The sequence below is a fragment of the Streptococcus sp. FDAARGOS_192 genome, from assembly GCF_002073815.2.
Taxonomy (GTDB): Bacteria; Bacillota; Bacilli; order Lactobacillales; family Streptococcaceae; genus Streptococcus; species Streptococcus salivarius_H.
In genome coordinates this window covers 870,456-891,295 of sequence record NZ_CP020431.2, presented here as the reverse complement: position 1 = coordinate 891,295, position 20,840 = coordinate 870,456, and the positions used below count along the sequence as shown (strand labels likewise).

17 protein-coding genes and 1 pseudogene are annotated in these 20,840 nt (G+C 40.3%); 14 read left to right on the top strand and 4 right to left on the bottom strand.

Features of this window, described 5'->3' with window-relative positions:
- Nucleotides 1–4 precede the first annotated feature (4 nt).
- The 3 genes from dapA (at nt 5) to smc (ending at nt 5,322) form a co-directional block, all read left to right on the top strand.
- Entirely contained in the window at nt 5–940 is a 936-nt protein-coding gene (gene dapA, locus A6J31_RS05280; RefSeq protein WP_014633005.1) for a 4-hydroxy-tetrahydrodipicolinate synthase, read from the top strand.
- Nucleotides 941–1,096: 156 nt separating this feature from the next.
- Nucleotides 1,097–1,786 carry a ribonuclease III gene (gene rnc / locus A6J31_RS05275; protein WP_002885331.1) on the top strand — a complete coding sequence of 230 codons (690 nt, stop codon included), beginning with the start codon at nt 1,097–1,099 and terminating at the stop codon, nt 1,784–1,786.
- A 2-nt stretch (nt 1,787–1,788) separates the two neighbouring features.
- Nucleotides 1,789–5,322: a chromosome segregation protein SMC gene (smc, locus tag A6J31_RS05270; protein ID WP_080610605.1), complete on the top strand. Its 3,534-nt coding sequence runs from the start codon at nt 1,789–1,791 to the stop codon at nt 5,320–5,322.
- 390 nt (nt 5,323–5,712) lie between these two features.
- Here the strand turns inward: smc and A6J31_RS05265 are convergent.
- Nucleotides 5,713–6,258, bottom strand: a pseudogene (locus A6J31_RS05265) (DUF3278 domain-containing protein).
- 26 nt (nt 6,259–6,284) lie between these two features.
- Entirely contained in the window at nt 6,285–6,482 is a 198-nt protein-coding gene (locus A6J31_RS05260) for a helix-turn-helix transcriptional regulator (RefSeq protein ID WP_004182348.1), read from the bottom strand.
- A gap of 437 nt (nt 6,483–6,919) precedes the next feature.
- Between A6J31_RS05260 and pheS the strand changes: the two genes are divergently transcribed.
- The 5 genes from pheS (at nt 6,920) to A6J31_RS05230 (ending at nt 12,203) form a co-directional block, all read left to right on the top strand.
- Nucleotides 6,920–7,963 (top strand): phenylalanine--tRNA ligase subunit alpha, encoded by a 1,044-nt coding sequence (pheS, locus tag A6J31_RS05250; RefSeq protein ID WP_014633009.1) that lies wholly within the window; start codon nt 6,920–6,922, stop codon nt 7,961–7,963.
- A 16-nt stretch (nt 7,964–7,979) separates the two neighbouring features.
- On the top strand, nt 7,980–8,498 hold the full coding sequence (locus tag A6J31_RS05245; protein ID WP_080610604.1) for a GNAT family N-acetyltransferase: 519 nt from the start codon (nt 7,980–7,982) through the stop codon (nt 8,496–8,498).
- Between the two features lie 216 nt (nt 8,499–8,714).
- Nucleotides 8,715–11,123 carry a phenylalanine--tRNA ligase subunit beta gene (gene pheT, locus A6J31_RS05240; protein ID WP_080610603.1) on the top strand — a complete coding sequence of 803 codons (2,409 nt, stop codon included), beginning with the start codon at nt 8,715–8,717 and terminating at the stop codon, nt 11,121–11,123.
- Nucleotides 11,124–11,191: 68 nt separating this feature from the next.
- Complete coding sequence (locus A6J31_RS05235; protein WP_080610602.1) at nt 11,192–11,773, top strand: hypothetical protein; 582 nt, start codon at nt 11,192–11,194, stop codon at nt 11,771–11,773.
- A gap of 91 nt (nt 11,774–11,864) precedes the next feature.
- Nucleotides 11,865–12,203 (top strand): ATP cone domain-containing protein, encoded by a 339-nt coding sequence (locus A6J31_RS05230; protein ID WP_002891184.1) that lies wholly within the window; start codon nt 11,865–11,867, stop codon nt 12,201–12,203.
- Between the two features lie 39 nt (nt 12,204–12,242).
- Here A6J31_RS05230 and A6J31_RS05225 read toward each other — a convergent pair whose 3' ends face one another.
- A complete protein-coding gene (locus A6J31_RS05225; protein WP_080610601.1) occupies nt 12,243–13,508 on the bottom strand; it encodes a PLP-dependent aminotransferase family protein in 1,266 nt (421 codons plus the stop codon).
- A 159-nt stretch (nt 13,509–13,667) separates the two neighbouring features.
- Here A6J31_RS05225 and A6J31_RS05220 point away from each other — a divergent pair, with 159 nt between their 5' ends.
- The 6 genes from A6J31_RS05220 to nox all read left to right on the top strand — a co-directional run bounded on the left by A6J31_RS05220 (nt 13,668) and on the right by nox (nt 19,563).
- Nucleotides 13,668–14,198 (top strand): DUF5067 domain-containing protein, encoded by a 531-nt coding sequence (locus tag A6J31_RS05220; RefSeq protein WP_013990433.1) that lies wholly within the window; start codon nt 13,668–13,670, stop codon nt 14,196–14,198.
- 138 nt (nt 14,199–14,336) lie between these two features.
- Nucleotides 14,337–14,846, top strand: a complete 510-nt coding sequence (locus A6J31_RS05215; RefSeq protein ID WP_060973262.1) for an ECF transporter S component — start codon at nt 14,337–14,339, stop codon at nt 14,844–14,846.
- Nucleotides 14,847–15,704: a pyridoxamine kinase gene (locus A6J31_RS05210; RefSeq protein ID WP_080610600.1), complete on the top strand. Its 858-nt coding sequence runs from the start codon at nt 14,847–14,849 to the stop codon at nt 15,702–15,704.
- Nucleotides 15,694–16,224: an ECF transporter S component gene (locus A6J31_RS05205; protein ID WP_080610599.1), complete on the top strand. Its 531-nt coding sequence runs from the start codon at nt 15,694–15,696 to the stop codon at nt 16,222–16,224. The genes A6J31_RS05210 and A6J31_RS05205 overlap by 11 nt, the downstream gene beginning before the upstream one ends.
- Nucleotides 16,225–16,362: 138 nt before the next feature.
- Entirely contained in the window at nt 16,363–17,901 is a 1,539-nt protein-coding gene (locus A6J31_RS05200) for an ABC-F family ATP-binding cassette domain-containing protein (protein ID WP_002891178.1), read from the top strand.
- A gap of 288 nt (nt 17,902–18,189) precedes the next feature.
- The gene (gene nox / locus A6J31_RS05195; protein WP_080610598.1) at nt 18,190–19,563 is read left to right on the top strand and encodes a H2O-forming NADH oxidase; all 1,374 of its coding nucleotides are present in this window, start codon (nt 18,190–18,192) and stop codon (nt 19,561–19,563) included.
- 94 nt (nt 19,564–19,657) lie between these two features.
- On the opposite strand, the gene A6J31_RS05190 is transcribed toward nox, so the two are convergent.
- On the bottom strand, nt 19,658–20,644 hold the full coding sequence (locus A6J31_RS05190; protein ID WP_004182359.1) for an L-lactate dehydrogenase: 987 nt from the start codon (nt 20,642–20,644) through the stop codon (nt 19,658–19,660).
- Nucleotides 20,645–20,840 lie beyond the last annotated feature (196 nt).

Genomic DNA, 20,840 nt, shown 5'->3' with positions numbered 1-20,840 from the left:
TATTATGTCAATTGATCAATTAAGAGATGTCAAACTGATCACAGCCCTTATTACACCTTTCCACGAAGATGGCTCTATCAATTATGATGCCCTTCCAGAATTGATTGAGCATCTTTTGGCTCACCATACAGAAGCTCTTCTTTTGGCGGGAACAACGGCTGAAAGTCCAACTCTTACTCACGATGAGGAGTTGGAACTCTTTGCGGCTGTTCAGAAAATTGTTAATGGACGTGTGCCATTGATTGCTGGTGTCGGTACCAACGATACACGCGACTCTATCGAGTTTGCTAAAGAAGTTGCCAAATTTGGTGGTTTCGCAGCTGGTCTTGCTATCGTGCCTTACTACAACAAGCCATCACAAGAAGGTATGTACCAACACTTCAAAGCCATTGCGGATGCTTCTGATTTGCCAATTATCATCTATAACATCCCTGGTCGTGTGGTTGTTGAAATGGCTCCTGATACCATGCTTCGTTTGGCGGAACATCCAAATATCATCGGTGTTAAAGAATGTACTAGCCTTGCAAATATGGCCTACCTTATCGAACATAAACCTAAAGATTTCTTGGTTTATACAGGTGAAGATGGGGATGCCTTCCACGCTATGAATCTTGGAGCTAACGGTGTCATCTCAGTAGCCTCTCATACAAACGGTGATGAGATGCATGCCATGCTTGAAGCTATTGAAAATAGTGACCTCAAGACAGCAGCAGCTATCCAACGTAAATTCATTCCTAAAGTTAACGCTCTCTTCTCAGTACCAAGCCCTGCACCTGTTAAGGCTGTTCTTAATCATCTTGGTTTCGAAGTTGGACCACTTCGTTTGCCATTGGTTGCATGTACTTCAGAAGAAGCTAAACGTATCATCAAGGTTGTCCTCGAAGAAGATGTCGAGGCAACACGTGAGACAGTTACAGGTGTCGTTCGTCCAGATTATTAAGAAAATGAAGTTGAGCAGCTTGCTCAGCTTTTTTAGTTGAATAGGTTAAATCTCACAAAATAAGCTGATATAGGGTCTAAAAGCAGTTTTCTATCATGAAAATTGGCTTTTTTTGATATAATTATAGTTAGTGTGCTTAAAAAGAAAGGAAGTTTCATGAATCAACTTGAACAAAAACTTGAGCAGGATTTTGGTATTGTTTTTAGCCAAAAAGACCTCTTAGAAACAGCATTTACCCATACCTCATATGCCAATGAGCACCGCCTCCTAAACATTTCACATAATGAACGTTTGGAATTTTTAGGAGACGCGGCTCTGCAATTAGTCATTTCCGTTTATCTTTACAAACGTTACCCTAACAAGCCAGAGGGAGAAATGTCTAAGATGCGCAGTACTATCGTTCGCGAAGAGAGTTTGGCAGGATTTACGAAGGCTTGCGGTTTCGAGCAGTATATCCGTCTTGGTAAAGGGGAAGAAAAATCTGGTGGACGTGAACGTGCCACTATCCTTGGTGACCTTTGGGAGGCCTTCCTCGGTGCTCTTTATCTGGATCAAGGGTTGCCTGCAGTTGAGAAATTCTTGAATCAGGTCATGATTCCTCAGGTTGAAAAGGGGAATTTTGACCGCGTAACAGACTATAAGACAGCCTTGCAAGAGCGTCTTCAAGTCAATGGTACGGTTGATATTACTTATACCGTTATCGATGAGTCTGGACCAGCTCATGCCAAAGAATTTACTATGCAGGTAGCTGTTGATGGTAAGGAACTCAGCACAGGTCTTGGAAAATCTAAGAAATTAGCTGAACAGGCAGCGGCTAAGGCTGCCCTTGAACAACTAGGAAATTAAGCATGTATTTGAAATCAATTGAAATGCAGGGCTTTAAATCCTTTGCGGACAAGACGCAAGTCGTCTTTGACAAGGGAGTAACAGCCGTTGTAGGTCCAAATGGATCGGGAAAATCAAATATTACAGAGAGTCTACGCTGGGCATTGGGTGAATCATCTGCCAAGAGTTTGCGTGGAGGCAAGATGCCTGACGTTATTTTTGCAGGAACAGAGGTTCGTAAGGCTCTCAACTATGCGGAAGTGGCAGTTACTCTTGATAACAGTGATGGCTTTATCGCGGGTGCTGGTGAAACCATTCGTGTGGAGCGTCACATTTATCGAAACGGTGACAATGATTACTTGATTGATGGTCGTAAGGTTCGTCTGCGTGATATTCATGACCTCTTTATGGATACAGGCCTGGGGCGTGATTCTTTTTCCATTATTTCCCAAGGTCGTGTTGAGGCTATTTTTAATGCCAAACCTGAAGAACGCCGCGCTATTTTCGAAGAAGCAGCAGGGGTTCTCAAATATAAGACACGTAAGAAAGAAACGGAAAGCAAGCTTAATCAAACTCAGGATAATCTTGATCGTTTGGAAGATATCATCTACGAGCTGGACGGTCAGGTTAAACCGCTTGAAAAGCAAGCTGCGACTGCCAAACGTTACTTGGAATTAGATGAAGAGCGTAGACAGACTCAGCTTAACCTTTTGGTCCACGATATTGAAGTTGGTAAATCTGAGTTGAGCCAGACCCAAGAGGATTTGGCAGCGGTCAAGGAAAAATTAACCAGCTATTATGAGGAACGCCATCGCCTAGAGACTGAGAACCAAGAACTCAAACAAAAACGACATCAAATTTCAGAACAAATTTCTTCTGACCAACAAACCTTGGTGGATGTCACACGACTTATTAGTGACTTTGAGCGTCAAATTGATCTTTATACCATGGAGAGTCAGCAGCGTTCAGAGAAAAAAGAAGAAACTGAAGCTCGTCTCAGTGAGTTAGAGCATTTGAAAGAAGAAGCTCAGGCAGCACTCGATAAGGTTAATCAAGGCCAAGTTGAATTGAATGCTGAGTTGGATAGCCTTGCCCAAGAGCTGATTGCTATTCAAAAAGAACTGGAGCAATTTTCTGATGACCCAGATACGCTTATTGAACGTTTACGTGAGGACTATGTTGGTCTGATGCAGGAGGAAGCCAAGGTTTCCAACAGTTTGACTCAGGTCACTCACGACATGGACAGTCAGACACAAGCACTTGAGGCACAAGCTGAAGAATTTAAACAAGCTCAGGCAGACTTACTTTCCGCTCAGGAAGTGGCTAGCGAAACCCAAAAAGCTTATCAAGCAGCCAAAGAGAGTCTTCAAAGCCTCTTAGCTAGCTACAAAGAAAAGGCCCAGGCTTATCAGGCTCTTGATAAGGACTATCAAGAGGCTCAAAAGCAGATGTTTGACCTCATGGATCACCTTAAGAGTAAAGATGCTCGTCGTCAAAGTTTAGAGTCTATCCAAAAAAATCATAGTAATTTCTATGCAGGGGTTAAGGCTGTCCTTCAAAATGCCCAATCCATTCAAGGAATTATTGGTGCAGTTAGTGAACACTTGACCTTTGATACACGTTATCAGACGGCTCTTGAAATCGCTATGGGGGCTAGTGGGCAAAATATTATTGTGGAGGATGAAGCGGCTGCTAAGCGTTCGATTGACTACTTGAAGCGCAATCGTCAGGGTCGTGCGACATTCTTGCCGTTGACCACTATTAAACCACGTCAACTAAATGGACAATTTGCTCAAAGTCTTGCCAATGCACCAGGTTTTATTGGTATGGCTTCCGATTTGGTCACCTATGAGGATCGCTTATCTAACATTTTCCAAAACCTCCTAGGGGTAACGGCAATCTTTGATACCATTGACAATGCTAATAAAGCAGCTCGAGCTGTTCGTTTCCAAGTACGTATGGTTACTCTTGACGGGTCTGAGATTCGTCCCGGTGGTGCCTTTGCTGGTGGTACCAACAAACAAAACAATAACCTCTTCATCAAGCCTGAACTGGATGCATTGACTGCTGAAATTAACCAGATTAAGGCTCAATTAAGTGATAGTGAGGCTAAAGTTGAATCCCTTAAGATCAAACGTAAGGCTCTACAGAAAGAGCTAGAAGACCTTAAGGTAGATGGTGAAAATGCTCGTCTTCAGGAGCAAAAACTAGACCTAGAACACCAACAAGCCTTGTCAGAGGTGGAGAAAAATCAAACCCTAGTGGATAGTTTCAAACAGGATTCTCAGGGAGCTGATGGGGTAAATCTTCAAGATAAGGCTGAACAACTTAAAGCAGAGTTAGCACAAATTGCTTCCAAGCGTGAGGCCATTAACGACCGTATTGAGGCTATTAAGGAAGACAAAGATGCTCTTGGTCAACAAAAACAAGTTCTTTTAGACAAGCAATCTGAACTTCAGTTGAAGGAACGCGACCTACAGGCAGAATTACGTTTTGCTAAGACAGAAAGTAATCGTATTCAAGCCGACTTGTCTGAGTTAATGAAGGAATCGGATAGTCTTAAAGCGCTCCTTAATAATCAGGTCAATGATGACCAAACTGACCGTCTTCCGCATTTGCAAGCACAGCATAAAGAAGCTGTTCAACGTAAGGACGATTTGGAACAAGCTCTTGTCCGTGCCAAGATTCAGGTGCAAGATTACGAAGGTCAGTTGGAAGACTTGGAGGAGCGTTTGGCTAAAGCTGGTAATCGTAACGAGGACTTGATTCGTCAGCAGACTCGTTTGGAAGAACGTGAAAGTCAGATTAGTCAATCGCTTCGTAAGTTTGCGACTCAGTTGGCTGAAGATTACCAGATGACACTTGAAGTCGCCAAAGGTCAGGCTAGCCCTCTTGACAATGTCGAACAAACACGCCAGAACCTGCAAGGTCTTGAGCGTTCGATTAAAGCTTTGGGTCCGGTCAATGTAGATGCTATTGCCCAGTTTGAAGAGGTTAAGCAACGTCTTGATTTCTTGAACGGACAAAAGGATGATTTGCTCGAAGCTAAGAGTCTCCTTCTGAATACCATAAATGACATGGATGATGAAGTGAAATCACGCTTTATAGCAACCTTTGAGGCTATCCGAGAAAGCTTTAAACAGACCTTTACCCAGATGTTTGGTGGAGGTTCAGCAGACTTGATTTTGACCTCAGACAATCTCCTAGAGGCTGGGGTAGAAATTTCTGTGCAGCCACCAGGTAAGAAAATTCAATCGCTTAACCTTATGTCTGGTGGTGAGAAGGCCTTGTCAGCTCTTGCCCTTCTCTTTGCCATCATTCGTGTTAAAACCATTCCATTTGTTATCCTTGACGAAGTAGAAGCGGCTTTGGATGAAGCCAATGTTAAACGCTTCGGTGACTACCTTAATCGTTTTGACAAGTCCAGTCAATTTATTGTAGTTACCCACCGTAAGGGAACGATGTCTGCGGCAGACTCTATTTATGGGGTAACCATGCAGGAATCAGGTGTCTCGAAAATCGTTTCGGTCAAACTGAAAGACCTTGATTTAGACTAAAAATAGATTATATTTTCATGAAAGATAGTTGATAGCTTTATCACTATCTTTTTTCATAGTCTCAAAAAATTTGTAACGACTTTCAGAAAAACATTAAGTTTGCGCTTTCAAAATTACGCAATCGATTGCGTAAAATGGCTTAACAAAGGCTATGATTAGGATTTTAGGGTTTATGAGAGAGAGGGTGACTTGTCATTTTGCACTGACATGTTACAATATTTAAGGAAATGTCATATGGGGATATGGTGTTTTTTGAAGTTAGTTATAGTGTATGTGTTAAGATACGATTTTCTGGACACATTTAGGTTTCGCGTATACAAGTCTAAGAAGTCTTCTTTCGAGCGAAAAATCCAGGCTGGGAAACCTGGATTTTTTCTTTGTCTTTTGAGTTTATTGATCATCTTTTTCAGCTTGAGATTTGGCTTGTTTGATACCAGCATTAACTAAGCCCTGCATGATAGCCCCAAAAAAGATAGCTTCAAAGATGCCTGATAGCATATTACGGATTGAGAATAATTCTGTCAAATAGTCTTTATTGTCAACTAAGAAGTGAACTAGGGGCATGCCTAAGAACATGCTAATCCCAAAGCATAAACCTGACTTAAGCCCCACGTGCTTAAGTTGTTTTTTCTCTTTCTCAGTCAGTTCTTCCTCGTCAAAAGCATTAACAGCACTTATCTTTAACTTATAAGTAAGGATGCTGCCAACTACCATAATGATAATCAAGAGGAGGATAGGATAAATACGAGCTACAAGTTCGGGATACTTAAAGCCTATAAGAAAGGCAATACAATTACCACAAAGTAAGGTAAAGAAAAGAACTACGAAAGCTATGTTACCCATTCAATCAACCTGTTGGCGCTTTTGTTCATCTAAAGGACCTGTGATACCATAAAAACGTTTAATGAGTTTGTCAGTGAAAGTTTCTTTAATCATGATTTACCTCTTTCTATCTTATATCTCTATTCGGAATTTCCATCCCAAAAGAGACTGTTAAGATCCGTATCTAGAGCTTTAGCTAGATTAAGACAGAGCTCTAGTGTTGGGTTATATTTGTTATTTTCAATCATATTAATAGTCTGTCGGGAAACGCCAATAGACTTTGCAAGTTCTAATTGCGAAAGCCCCATATTCTTTCTAAATTCCCTGACATGATTCATAATGGGCCTCCTTCTGAAAGACAAGCTAATGTGTTGCTGTAAGTCGCAATTTATTAATTATGTCAACTTTATCTGACATAATTGTAGCAAGTTTATATAGGTGTGTCAATTATCTTAGACATAAGACCATTTGGTTTTAAATAAAGGATTCTTTGTCAGCTCTTGAAAGCTTTTTGTTTTTTTGGTAAAATTGATAGTAATTGAATAGAAGTCGTAGAGACTAGTAACCTTATGGAAATTGACAGGGATTGGAGGTCATGGACTGGAAGCCTCCTCAAGGGAAGTTCGGCGAATTCACTCATGAAAACGACTGACGAATCAAGGTCTGGGTAACCAGATAAAAAACGGATGGTACCGCGTGTCAACGCTCCGGGTTGGAGTTTTGGCATGTGGTTTTTTGTTTGCGATTCGAAATTGTTACATCAGAAAGGAATCTCATGGATTTACAAACACAATTGCAAGAGTTGAAAACCTCAACACAGGCTAAATTGGCTGAAATGCGTGGTGAACACTCTAAAGAATTACAAGAATTGCGTGTTGCAGTTTTGGGTAAAAAGGGCTCTTTGACAGATCTTTTGAAGGGGCTTAAAGACCTTCCTAATGAAGAACGCCCTAAAGTTGGTAAAATGGTCAACGAAGTTCGTGACGTTTTGACTGAAGCTTTTGATGAAGCCGCTAAAATTGTTGAAGCCGCTAAAATTCAAGCCCAACTTGACTCTGAAAGTCTTGACGTAACCCTTCCAGGACGCCAAGTTAAACTCGGTAACCGTCATATTCTTAGCCAAACAGCTGAAGAAATCGAAGACATTTTCTTGGGGATGGGCTTCCAAATCGTTGATGGTTTTGAAGTTGAGACTGACTATTATAACTTTGAACGTATGAACTTGCCTAAGGATCACCCAGCCCGTGACATGCAAGATACCTTCTATATTACGGAAGAAATTTTGCTTCGTACACATACAAGTCCTGTTCAAGCTCGTACACTTGATAAACACGATTTTTCTAAAGGTCCACTTAAGATGATCTCACCAGGACGTGTTTTCCGTCGTGATACAGATGATGCGACTCACAGTCACCAGTTCCACCAAATCGAAGGTTTGGTAGTTGGTAAAAACATCTCAATGGGTGATCTTAAGGGAACGCTTGAAATGATTATCCAAAAAATGTTTGGTGCAGAACGTCAAATCCGTTTGCGTCCATCTTACTTCCCATTCACTGAGCCTTCAGTTGAGGTTGACGTGTCATGCTTCAAGTGTGGTGGTAAAGGATGTAACGTATGTAAGAAGACAGGTTGGATTGAAATCCTCGGTGCAGGTATGGTTCACCCACAAGTGCTTGAGATGTCAGGCGTTGATTCTGAAGAATACTCAGGTTTCGCCTTCGGTCTTGGTCAAGAACGTATTGCCATGCTTCGTTATGGTATCAACGACATTCGTGGTTTCTACCAAGGGGATGTTCGCTTCTCAGAACAGTTTAAATAAGGTTTAGGAGGTTGTCATGTCAGTCGTTATTCGTAAGGTTCTTCAGGAAGAAGTAGCAGAATTAAAAGTTCTCTCCGAAGATACCTTTAGAGAGACTTTTGCTCATGATAATACCGAAGCCCAGTTGCAAGGTTACTTTGATACCGCACTTTCTGAGGAAGTGCTCTTAGATGAAATCACTCATGAAGAATCGCGTTACTTTTTCATTCTCGTTGATGGTGAAAAGGCAGGTTTTCTAAAGACCAATGTAGGTTCCGCTCAAACAGAGCAGCATTTGGACAATGCCTTTCAAATTCAACGTATTTATATCAGTCAGGCCTTCCAAGGCATGGGCTTGGGTAAGCAACTCTTTGAGTTTGCCTTACAAGAAGCTCGTGATTTAGGTTGTGATTGGGCCTGGTTGGGTGTTTGGGAAAGGAATTTCAAAGCACAGATATTTTACGATAAATATGGCTTCGAAAAATTCGCAGAACACGATTTTCCAGTTGGTGATGGTAAAGTTGACCGCGACTGGTTGCTTAAATTAAAACTATAAACCTATTATTAAGTTGATAGAGAGGAGTTTAAAAGGCGATTAAACGTGTTAGTTCGTCTTCCTCTTATATCAGATATACATATTCCTAAATTACAGAAAGGATTTGAACCCGCCCTAAGCTCTGGGTAAAAAAGATAAAGTCGCCTAGGTGCTGATGCACCAACGTTGCCTTTCCTATTTTTGCGGAGAGCTATTAACGGGCTTGGTATCATAATTATGCTAGTTAGTTATAAATGGTTAAAAGAGTTGGTTGATGTGGATGTTACCACTGCTGAACTCGCTGAAAAAATGTCGACGACAGGTATTGAAGTGGAAGGTGTTGAGACACCTGCTGAGGGCTTGTCAAAATTGGTTGTTGGTCATGTCTTGTCATGTGAAGATGTGCCTGACACACACTTGCACTTGTGTCAAGTAGATACTGGAGATGCAGAAGGTCCACGTCAAATTGTTTGTGGTGCTCCAAATGTCACTGCTGGTATCAAGGTAATTGTTGCTATTCCTGGTGCCCGCATTGCGGATAACTACAAGATCAAAAAAGGTAAGATTCGCGGCATGGAATCTCTCGGTATGATCTGTTCTTTGGCAGAGCTTGGACTTCCAGATAGCATTATTCCTAAGGAATTTGCAGATGGTATCCAAATTTTGCCAGAAGATGCCGTACCTGGAGATAGCATCTTCCCATATCTTGACCTTGATGATGAAATCATCGAATTGTCAATCACACCTAACCGTGCGGATGCTCTTTCTATGCGTGGTGTGGCACATGAAGTTGCTGCAATCTATGGAAAATCTGTTCACTTCCCAGAAAAAACGGTTACTGAAGACAGCAAACTAGCGTCTGATAAGATTTCAGTAGCCATCGAAAGTGATAAAGTGGCTACTTATGCTAGTCGTGTGGTTGAGAATGTTACTGTTCAACCAAGTCCACAATGGTTGCAAAACCTTCTTATGAATGCTGGTATCCGTCCAATCAACAACGTGGTTGACGTGACAAACTATGTTCTTCTTTACTTTGGACAACCAATGCACGCCTTCGATTTGGATAAATTTGAAGACTCACGTATCGTTGCCCGTGATGCCCATGATGGTGAAAAATTAGTCACTCTCGATGGTGAAGAACGTGAATTGACTGCTGAAGATATTGTTATTACAGTTGCTGACAAACCAGTTGCCCTCGCAGGTGTTATGGGTGGCGCTTCAACTGAAATTGACAACAATTCTAAAAATGTCGTTCTCGAAGCTGCTGTTTTTGATGGAAAATCAGTTCGTAAGACAAGTAGCCGTCTCAACCTTCGTTCAGAATCATCATCACGTTTTGAAAAAGGTATCAATAACGATACTGTCCTTGAAGCCCTTGATTTTGCTGCAGCTATGTTGCAAGAATTGGCAAATGGAACGGTTCTTGCAGGCCGTGTTCAAGCGGGATCTGTTGATACAGAGCCAGTCCAAGTTTCTACAAGCCTTGACTACGTAAATGTTCGCCTTGGTACAGAATTGACTTTTGCGGATATTGAAGATGTGTTTGCGAAACTTGGTTTTGGATTGACTGGTGATGCTGATAAATTCACAGTATCTGTACCACGTCGTCGTTGGGATATCAGCATCCAAGCAGACTTGGTTGAGGAAATTGCACGTATCTACGGCTATGAAAAATTGCCTACGACCCTTCCAGAAGCAGCAGGGACAGCCGGTGAGTTGACTGAAACACAAGCGCTTCGTCGTAAGGTTCGTACCATTGCTGAAGGTGCTGGATTGACGGAAATCATCTCATATGCTTTGACAACACCTGAAAAAGCTGTTGAATTTGCTGTGACACCTACTAACTTGACTGAGTTGATGTGGCCAATGACTGTTGACCGTTCAGCCCTCCGTCAGAACATGGTATCTGGTATGCTTGATACTGTTGCTTACAATGTTAACCGTAAGAATAGTAACGTTGCTATTTACGAAATCGGTAAGGTCTTTGAACAAAATGGCAATCCAAAAGAGGAATTGCCAAATGAAATCAATACCTTTGCCTTCGCTATTTCTGGTCTTGTAGCTGAAAAAGATTTCCAAACTAAAGCAACACCAGTTGATTTCTTCTATGCTAAAGGGATTGTTGAAGCTCTCTTTGATAAACTTGAAGTTTCAGTTGACTATGTACCGACAAAAGACCTAGCAAGTATGCACCCAGGTCGTACAGCTGCTATTGTACTTGATGGTCAAACGATTGGATTCCTTGGTCAGGTTCACCCACAAACTGCTAAAAACTACGGTATTCCAGAAACTTATGTGGCGGAAATTAACCTTAGTGCTGTAGAAGCAGCCTTGCAACCGGCTCAACCATTTGTTGAAATCACAAAATTCCCTGCAGTATCACGTGATATCGCTCTTCTTCTCAAGGCAGAAATCACTCATCAAGAAGTTCTTGATGCTATCTACTCTGCAGGAGTGAAACGTTTGGTTGCTGTTAAACTCTTCGACGTTTACGCAGGTGAAAAACTTGGTGCTGGAATGAAATCAATGGCTTATAGCCTTACCTTCCAAAATCCAAATGACAACCTCACAGACGAAGAAGTTGCTAAATATATGGAAAAAATCACCAAAGCTCTTACTGAGAAAGTCGAAGCAGAGGTTCGTTAATAGTTAAAAAATCCATCTGAGAAGATGGATTTTTAAGTGACTAGACTATATTACAAAAAGGAGTTAATTTGTTTTTAGAGTTCTTTGACGGTGTATGGGGACACTACACTTTTGAATCTGATAAAGTCAATGTTCTGATTTGTGGTTTACCCAGTCTTGCTTATCCCTTGGGGCAAGTAATATTTGTATTATTAGTCTACAGGTTACTCGTTCATCAATATTTTAAAAAATTTTTAACCATGTCACCTCAGGATATTTGGGCTTGGCATAAAGAAACGTTCCGCAAAAGTAAATTATCTTTCATTGTCATCCCAATAGTTTATCTGTTCGTTTTCGGAATGACCTATGTTTTAGTTGAAGATGTTTTGACTACCGTCACTATTTACAAAGACTATAGAGGCCCTATAGCTAAAACCATTGATGGTCAAGTTGAACAAATAGATATTAGTCATGTTGGGACAAAAACGAGTAGTGCTAGGATTAATGCTCACTTTGTAAGCTCTGACGGGCAGACTTATGACATTCACCTGATAAACGGTGACAAGAGAATCGCTAATTATATGCGCCATCATAAGTCAGAGTCCTACACAGCAATCCTTTCCTTTGATAAACATGGCAAATCAGTTTACATTTCTAAATTCTGGGAATAAGCAGTCTGGATAGCTCTTTCAGGGATTTGCACTTGACAAATATGTAAATTCTCTGCATAATAAAAGAAAAAGCCATGAAAAGAGGGTAGCCATGCAAATTATTAAACGTAATGGTCAAGTTGCTGAATTTGATCCTGATAAAATTTACCAAGCCATCTTAAAAGCAGCACAGACTGTGTATGTTCTTGATGATACTTGGCGCCAAAACCTTGCTCAAGTGACGAAAAAAGTAGTGCTTGATCTTCAAGATGCTCAGGTGGAACGCCCAACCATTAACATGATTCAGTCATTGGTTGAAAATCGTCTCATGGAAGCAGGCTTTATCAATATTGCCGAGCATTATATTTCATACCGTTTGCAACGAGATTTGGAGCGTAACGGTTATGGTGACAAGGTCATTGTACACCTACGCTTTGAGCAGACTAAATAAGAAAAGCCATCAAGCGATGGCTTTTTTTGTGTCTGATTGTCACTTTGTCTTTTTTAAAAGTTTTATAAAGGATTCCAGTTCCTGTCCATGACCTATCTGCAGATAAGTTTCAGAAGTTGGTCTAATAAAGGAGGATTCTAAAAAACGAATCTGTTTGTGAGCTTTGAATTTTTCGAGTGAAAACTCCTTAGGAAGTTGCCAGGTCACATGCCTAGGGGAAATCTGAAAAGGAATGCTAACCTTATATTTTTCAATGATGGCTTGACTTTTAGCCATGTTTTGTTGAAAGAGGTCACCCAGCTTCTTAATGTTTTTTTGGAACATGCCATTTTCGAGATAAACGGAAAGTACTTTTTGCATGATGAGATTGGTATCATAGTCAATAAGTCCCTTGTGGCTCAAAAAGGTAGGCTTAAGATTAGGAGGTAAGACAAGGCTACCTAGACGTAAACCTGGAAAAAGAGCCATGGAAAAGGATTTGATGTAGATGGTCTGATTTTGGGTGTCATAGTAGTGAATCGGGAGATTTTTACTATCGCTAAAGTCTCCCATATAGTCATCCTCGACGATATAAACATTATACTGATTGGCAAGCTGGGCCAGCTTTTCTTTTTCACTGGCAGAATAGCTTAACCCAAGAGGGTTGGAGTAACGACTGATGGTATAGAAGAACTTAATCTGTCCAGATTTAAAGTACTCTTCCAAGCGGTCAAAATCTAAACCATCAAAACCACGGTTAATCGTTTCGTAAGCTAGATTTTGACGGTTGATGAGCTGGTTCATGCGATGATAGGTAGGTTGTTCTAAGAGAATTTTGTAGCCCCCATTACCAAAATCCATCTGTGAAAGAATGTAGAGGGCCTGTTGGCTTCCTGAGGTTATGACAATCTGATCCGAATTGACATAAATATCGTCAGCAATTAATCGACTCTTTAGGGCTTCAAGCAAATCTTTGAGTCCAGCTTGTTCATGATAATAGTTGAAGAGGTAGTCCTGGTGACCCGCCAAACTTTCATCCAAACAAAGTTTAAAATCCTCGTAGGCCAATTGATTGTAATCGTTAAGGTTAAGAAGCACCTTATTATCGACTTCATTGCGACCTTCTAGGACGTAATAGCCACTTTTGGGTACGGCATAAATATAGTTTTGATACTTGAGTTCCAAGAGTGCCCTTTGGGCTGTGTCCTTACTACAGGCATAAGTCTGGCTTAGTTGACGAATAGAGGGGAGCTTACTCCCTTTTTTCAAAGTCCCATTTTGGATATCTTTGATGATGGTCTCGACAATATCTTGATAAATACTCATAACTGACCCCTTACAGATTTTTCCTTATTGTACACTACTTGTCCTCTGAGAGCAAGATGTCTGGAGACATTTGACAAGATTATTAGATTTTGACATAATAAAAAGGTTATTAGGAAATACTAAATTTCCATCCCAAACAAGTTTAAGGAGATTGTAAGAATGACTTTTAAGAAAATCTTAGGACTTCTGGCTCTTGCATGCTTAACCATTATCGGTTTGTCAGCTTGCACACCAGAGAAAGAGCCTACTTGGACCTACGATAAAAACAAAATGCTATTTACAGGACAAGATGCTAGTGTACAAGTTCTTTCTGCAACTAAAATCGAATCACCAGAAGGTCAAAAAGCTGTCCGTGTTCACTATAAACTTAGCAACTCAAGTAAAGAAACAATGAATGCCTACACTCTTTTGATGAAGGTGGTCCTTGATGTGAAACAAGAAAAGGAAGAAGTGAAGGTTGCTACATTGGTCTTTTCTAAAGATGATGACCGAGATAAGATTGCAAATAAGACCAAGATTGCTCCTAAGGAAGTTAAAGAAATCGTTGTTGACTATGCCGTTGCTGATTTTGATCATGATCTTAGCATTGATTTCTCTGATTACGGTACTGAGGCAAATGCGACTGCCAAGCTTTCACTACAAAATCTTGAAAAGGCACCTGTCAAATACTTTGATAAAAAAGCTCAATAAGTCTTATCACCACATGAATGTGTGGTGTTTTTTTATAGTCTTAAATCTGTACCCATACAGTAGCGAAAATACTATCTTGTTTAATCGTCAGAATTTTCATAAACTTATACTATATTTATTGACTAAGGAGTTTTAGGTATGTCAGCAAAACGTTTAACCATTTCTGCATTTTTCATGGCACTTGTCATTATTTTGAGCTCGAGTCTCTTATCTATTCCAGTGCCAGGAGGTCATTTCTATTTTAACGGGATTATTATTTTCCTAGTTGGTTTAATTTTCCCACCTACAGAAGCAGTTATTATTGCTGGAGTAGGTTCCTTTATTGGAGATTTTCTTTTTTACCCTCTTCCTATGTGGGTAACTCTAGTAACACACAGCCTTCAAGTTCTCGCTATTGCACTCATTGTTGGAGGCCACTTAGGAAAATTGAGTAAGTCTAGGGCAGCTTTAGGTCTCTTGATTGGGGCTATTATTGACTTAGTCGGATATGGCTTAGGAAGAGCCTTTATCTATGGTACGCCTGCCTATGCTATTATGAAGATCCCTTTTGACATTGTAGCTGCTATTCTTGGTTTAGGAGTGGCCTACTACATTTATTTCCACACAGGTTTTGTTAAACAGTTTAAAAAGACCTGGGAAGGAAAATAGATGACCAAAGTAATTGTTGCCAATGACCTGGTTTGTCTAGGTAAGGTTGCTTTAACTAGTAGCCTCCCTATCATGTCAGCTTGTCAAACTGAAGTCCTTCCTTTACCAACGGTTCTTTTATCTTCGCATACAGGAGAGTTTGAAAATATCTATGTACGGGATCTTACGGATGACCTAAAGGGATTTTGTAACCAGTGGGAACACTTGGATTTTATAGTAGATGGCCTTGTGAGTGGTTATTTTAAGTCAGAAGAAGCATTAAAACGTGTAGGTCAATTGGCTCGTGATAAACAGATAGCTCTATTTGTTGACCCTATTATGGGTGACAATGGTCGTCTCTATCAAGGTTTTGATAGAAACTATGTAGAAGCCATGAAGGATTTCTGTCAACAGGCAGATGTCATCATTCCCAATCTGACAGAAGCTGCTTTGTTGACGGATACTACCTATCTTGAAGCAGGTTCCTATGATGAGGCCACTATTGAAAAGCTTCTGAGAGAATTGACCAAGCTTGGACCTCGAAAAGTTATTTTAACAGGTATCTCATTTGAGACAGATAAAATTGGGTTGGCTTATTTTGATAAAGAGACGAATGAAACGATTTATCGCATGCAAAAACGTTATGGTAATCATTTTTATGGAAGCGGCGATTTACTAACGGCAATCTTATCAGCAGGTTACTTTTATAATCTTGATTTACTAAAGGTTTGTGATTTGGCCTTGGATGTTATGGATAGGGTTCTTTCGTCAACACTGTCTGATGGTCGTCCTTTAAAATATGGTCTTTGCTATGAGCCCCATATCGGTTATTTATTCAGTGGTTTTAATGCCCTATTGGAGGAGAAAAATGAAAAGTGATAAAACACGTGAATTAGTTATTCTAAGTTTGTATGCAGCTTTAATTATTGTGAGTGTACAGTTTATTCGTATTCCTTTTGGATCTCAATTTGTCCATCTGGGAAATGCCCTAGTTGTGATTGCTGTTTTGATTTTCGGTGCTAGAAAAGGTGCGTTAGTCGCAACAGTAGGATTAGGGCTATTTGATATTTTCAATGGTTATGCCGCTGAGGTCTGGATTACTATTTTAGAATCTTTGATTGTTTGTTATGTTCTCTATCTTGTTTTTGAAAAGTTTTTAAAATCAAATGACAAAATGGCTAACATCATAATCATTGGAGTCATAGCGGCAGTGACCAAAATTATTTTGAATTTTGTTAAGTATACGATTATTAATAGTGTTGTTGCGGCTTTACCACTCAATGCAGCTATGGTATTGGCACTTACTAAAATTGGTGGAACCTTTGGGACATCAGTAGTGACTATCATTGCGGTGCCTCTCCTCTATCCTGTCTTCAAACGTATTTTACAGAGAAACTAAAGATTTAGCAGGTTAGTCCTGCTTTTTCTTTTTAATTTTCCAGAAGCAGAGGTCCAAATTTTCACTAAAAAATGGTAAAATAGTAAAGTTAATGTCAAGAAAGGAAAGGGCTGAAGGCAGGTTCAGCCCAGATATGCTATGTCTATTTTAGAAGTCAAAAATCTTAGTCACGGATTTGGTGACCGTGCTATTTTTGAAAATGTCTCATTCCGTTTGCTCAAAGGTGAACATATCGGTCTTGTTGGTGCTAACGGTGAAGGAAAGTCAACCTTCATGTCTATCGTTACTGGAAAATTGCAGCCAGATGAAGGTAAGGTAGAGTGGTCTAAATATGTTACAGCGGGTTACTTGGATCAGCATGCTGTTCTTGAAAAGGGAATGACCGTTCGTGATGTCCTTCGTACGGCTTTTGATGAGCTCTTTAAGACTGAAGAACGTATCAACGAGATTTACATGTCTATGGCTGATGAAGGAGCTGACGTTGATGCTCTGATGGAAGAAGTGGGTGAGCTTCAGGATCGCTTGGAAACGCGTGATTTCTACACACTAGATGCTAAGATTGATGAGGTTGCCCGTGCACTAGGTGTCATGGATTTTGGTATGGATACAGATGTAACGGACCTTTCAGGTGGTCAACGTACCAAAATTCTCTTGGCTAAGTTATTGCTTGAAAAACCAGATATCTTACTTCTAGATGAGCCAACCAACTATTTGGATGCTGAACACATTGCCTGGCTTAAACGCTATCTTCAAGAGTATGAAAATGCCTTTGTCCTCATTTCGCACGATATTCCGTTCCTAAACGATGTGATTAACATTGTCTATCATGTTGAAAATCAAGACTTGGTTCGCTATGCAGGTGATTATGACAATTTCCAATCTGTCTATGCTATGAAGAAAGCTCAATTAGAAGCTGCCTATGAACGTCAGCAAAAGGAAATTGCAGACCTTCAAGATTTCGTTAACCGAAACAAGGCACGTGTTGCTACTCGAAATATGGCCATGTCTCGTCAGAAGAAATTGGATAAAATGGAAATTATCGAGTTGCAGGCTGAGAAGCCAAAACCTGAATTCCATTTCAAGGAAAGTCGTACGCCTGGACGCTTTATTTTCCAAACCAAAGACCTCGTTATTGGTTACGACCGCCCTTTGACCAAGGCTCCTTTGAATCTTACCTTCGAACGTAATCAAAAAGTAGCTATCGTGGGTGCCAATGGTATCGGTAAGACTACTTTGCTTAAGAGCTTGCTTGGTATTATTCAACCACTCGAAGGAGAAGTTGAGACAGGTGACTTTATTGACCTAGGTTACTTTGAGCAAGAAGCAGAAGGGTCACGTCAGACGCCTCTTGAAGCGGTTTGGGATGCCTTCCCAGCCTTAAATCAAGCTGAAGTTCGTGCAGCTCTAGCCAAATGCGGATTAACCTCTAAGCATATTGAAAGTCAAATTCAGGTGCTTTCTGGTGGGGAACAGGCTAAAGTTCGCTTCTGTCTCCTTATGAATCGTGAAAATAATGTCCTTGTTCTGGACGAACCAACCAACCACTTGGATGTTGACGCCAAGGACGAATTGAAGCGTGCCCTTCAGGCCTTCAAGGGTAGTATCCTTATGGTATGTCACGAACCAGAATTTTATGAAGGTTGGACAGACGTTTGGGATTTTAATGAGTTAGTCTAGAGATAAAAGAGTGTTGACATTCTCTAAAGAGAAAGTTATTCACTCTTTTTTTATATTTTAAAGCAAAGTAACTTTCTGGGATTTGGTAAGACAGTGATGGTGTTAAGAAAGGTAACCGTCATCATAAAGCGATTTTCTACCTATTTTGACATGTTCTACATGGGTTTTGAGCATAGAAACTTAATTTGTTCAAAAAGTAACAAAGTCTGAGCATAAAAGGTGTAACCGTTTTCTGATTATGGTAGAATAAAACAGTAAACTATTATCAAAAGAAAGTTGGATAAACTTATGTCAAAAATCGTAGTTGTTGGTGCTAACCACGCTGGTACTTTTAGTATTAATACTATTCTCGATAATTACGGAGACCAAAATGAAGTAGTTGTTTTCGACCAAAACTCTAACATTTCATTCTTGGGTTGTGGTATGGCTCTTTGGATCGGTAATCAAATTTCTGGTTCTGATGGTCTTTTCTATGCCAACAAAGAAGGACTTGAAAGCAAGGGTGCTAAAGTTTATATGAACTCACCAGTTGAGTCTATTGACTTTGATGGTAAAACTGTTACGGCCCTTGTAGATGGCAAAGAGCACGTTGAATCATATGACAAATTGATTTTGGCTACTGGGTCTCAACCAATCTTGCCTCCAATCGAAGGTGCTGAAATTAAAGAAGGTAGCCGTACTTTCGAAGCTACACTTGAAAACCTTCAATTCGTTAAACTTTTCCAAAACGCTCAAGAAGTTATCGATAAGTTGAACGACAAATCTCAAGATATCAAACGTGTAGCGGTTGTAGGTGCTGGTTACATTGGTGTTGAATTAGCTGAAGCTTTCCAACGTCACGGTAAAGAAGTTATCCTTATCGACGTTGTTGATACATGTTTGGCAGGTTATTACGACCATGACTTGACTGAACTTATGGCTAAAAATATGGAAAGCCACGGTATTAAATTGGCATTTGGTGAAACTGTTAAGGCAGTTGAAGGTGATACTAAAGTTGAACGTATCGTCACTGATAAAAATGCTTACGATGTCGACATGGTTGTCCTTGCAGTAGGTTTCCGTCCTAACACAGCTCTTGGTGCTGGTAAATTGGAAACATTCCGTAATGGGGCTTATCTTGTTAATAAGAAACAAGAAACATCAATCAAAGATGTTTATGCAGTTGGTGACTGTGCTACCGTTTATGACAATGCCCTTGAAGATGTCAACTACATTGCCTTGGCTTCAAACGCTGTTCGCTCAGGTATTGTCGGTGGTCATAATGCCGGTGGTGGCGATGTTGAATCAAACGGTGTTCAAGGATCAAATGGTATCTCAATCTATGGTTTGAACATGGTATCTACTGGTTTGACAGAAGAAAAAGCAAAACGCTATGGTTTCAATCCAGCAGTAGTAGAATCAACAGATCTTCAAAAAGCTGCCTTCATGGAAGATGAAAATGAAGACGTTACAATCAAGATCGTTTATGACAAAGATACACGCAAAGTTCTTGGTGCTCAAATGGTATCACGTATGGACATCTCTATGGGAATCCACATGTTCTCATTGGCTATCCAAGAAGGTGTAACTATCGACCGTCTTCAATTGCTTGATTTGTTCTTCTTGCCACACTTTAACCAACCGCTTAGCTATATTGCTAAAGCAGCTATCTCAGCTAAATAAACTTAAACAGCTAATTCAACTGAATTAGCTGTTTTTTTTCTTTTTGAATACGAAAAAGCCTCCTACTGGAGACTTTTATTTAACTAATGTCAAATTAGTTTTTTGAAGCTTCTTGGAATTCAGGGTTTTTCCATGCTTCATCAATGATAGCTTGCAATTCATCAGCAGAAGCTTTCATTTTTTGTTGTTCAGCATCGTTCAATGGGATGTTCACTGGACGTACGATACCGTGTGCACCTACGATAGCAGGTTGACCGATAAAGACGTTGCTTACACCATATTGACCTTCTTGGAATACAGACAATGGAAGTACTGCATTTTCATCGTCAAGAATAGCTTTAGTGATACGAGCAAGAGCTACGGCGATACCATAGTATGTAGCACCTTTTTTGTTGATGATTGTGTAAGCGGCATCACGAACACCTTCGAACAATTCAACCAATTCAGCTTCTTGAACGTTTTGAGTATCTTTAAGGAATTCTTCAAGGTTTACACCGGCGATGTTAGCGTGTGACCAAACGGCAAATTCTGAGTCACCGTGTTCACCCATGATGTAGGCGTGAACTGAACGAGCGTCAACATCAAGTTTTTCAGCAAGTGCTTGACGGAAACGAGCTGAGTCAAGTGAAGTACCTGAACCGATAACGCGTTCTTTAGGGAATCCTGAGAATTTCCATGTTGAGTAAGTCAATACGTCAACTGGGTTAGCTGCTACAAGGAAGATTCCTTTGAAGCCTGATTCAACAACTTGAGTAACGATAGATTTGTTGATAGCAAGGTTTTTACCAACAAGATCAAGACGAGTTTCACCTGGTTTTTGTGGAGCACCAGCAGTGATAACTACAAGGTCAGCATCCGCACAGTCTTCGTATTTAGCTGCGTAGATTTTTTTAGGTGAAGTGAAAGCAAGCGCGTGGCTAAGGTCAAGCGCATCACCAACAGCTTTTTCGAACAATTGTGGAATTTCGATGATACCAAGTTCTTGAGCGATACCTTGGTTTACAAGTGCGAAAGCGTAAGATGAACCTACGGCACCGTCACCAACGAGGATGACTTTTTTGTGTTGTTTAGTTGCAGTCATGGGTCTAAACATCTCCTTTTTTTTAATTGGGTTACCCCATACACTGCTTATTCTACCACTTTAAGTGATGGATGTCACGAAATATTAAGTAAATAATGGATGAAAGCGTTTTACACAACTGAAAAATAAAGCGTTTTATGGTATAATATTATAGAAATCTTCTATACTCTTTTATTAGAGTTTGGAATGATTTGAA

What these genes read in the sequence shown, in the direction of transcription:
- dapA (WP_014633005.1), top strand. Translation starts at nt 5, where the DNA reads ATGTCAATTGATCAATTAAGAGATGTCAAACTGATCACAGCCCTTATT.
- rnc (WP_002885331.1), top strand. Translation starts at nt 1,097, where the DNA reads ATGAATCAACTTGAACAAAAACTTGAGCAGGATTTTGGTATTGTTTTT.
- smc (WP_080610605.1), top strand. Translation starts at nt 1,789, where the DNA reads ATGTATTTGAAATCAATTGAAATGCAGGGCTTTAAATCCTTTGCGGAC.
- A6J31_RS05260 (WP_004182348.1), bottom strand. Translation starts at nt 6,482, where the DNA reads ATGAATCATGTCAGGGAATTTAGAAAGAATATGGGGCTTTCGCAATTA.
- pheS (WP_014633009.1), top strand. Translation starts at nt 6,920, where the DNA reads ATGGATTTACAAACACAATTGCAAGAGTTGAAAACCTCAACACAGGCT.
- A6J31_RS05245 (WP_080610604.1), top strand. Translation starts at nt 7,980, where the DNA reads ATGTCAGTCGTTATTCGTAAGGTTCTTCAGGAAGAAGTAGCAGAATTA.
- pheT (WP_080610603.1), top strand. Translation starts at nt 8,715, where the DNA reads ATGCTAGTTAGTTATAAATGGTTAAAAGAGTTGGTTGATGTGGATGTT.
- A6J31_RS05230 (WP_002891184.1), top strand. Translation starts at nt 11,865, where the DNA reads ATGCAAATTATTAAACGTAATGGTCAAGTTGCTGAATTTGATCCTGAT.
- A6J31_RS05225 (WP_080610601.1), bottom strand. Translation starts at nt 13,508, where the DNA reads ATGAGTATTTATCAAGATATTGTCGAGACCATCATCAAAGATATCCAA.
- A6J31_RS05220 (WP_013990433.1), top strand. Translation starts at nt 13,668, where the DNA reads ATGACTTTTAAGAAAATCTTAGGACTTCTGGCTCTTGCATGCTTAACC.
- A6J31_RS05215 (WP_060973262.1), top strand. Translation starts at nt 14,337, where the DNA reads ATGTCAGCAAAACGTTTAACCATTTCTGCATTTTTCATGGCACTTGTC.
- A6J31_RS05210 (WP_080610600.1), top strand. Translation starts at nt 14,847, where the DNA reads ATGACCAAAGTAATTGTTGCCAATGACCTGGTTTGTCTAGGTAAGGTT.
- A6J31_RS05205 (WP_080610599.1), top strand. Translation starts at nt 15,694, where the DNA reads ATGAAAAGTGATAAAACACGTGAATTAGTTATTCTAAGTTTGTATGCA.
- A6J31_RS05200 (WP_002891178.1), top strand. Translation starts at nt 16,363, where the DNA reads ATGTCTATTTTAGAAGTCAAAAATCTTAGTCACGGATTTGGTGACCGT.
- nox (WP_080610598.1), top strand. Translation starts at nt 18,190, where the DNA reads ATGTCAAAAATCGTAGTTGTTGGTGCTAACCACGCTGGTACTTTTAGT.
- A6J31_RS05190 (WP_004182359.1), bottom strand. Translation starts at nt 20,644, where the DNA reads ATGACTGCAACTAAACAACACAAAAAAGTCATCCTCGTTGGTGACGGT.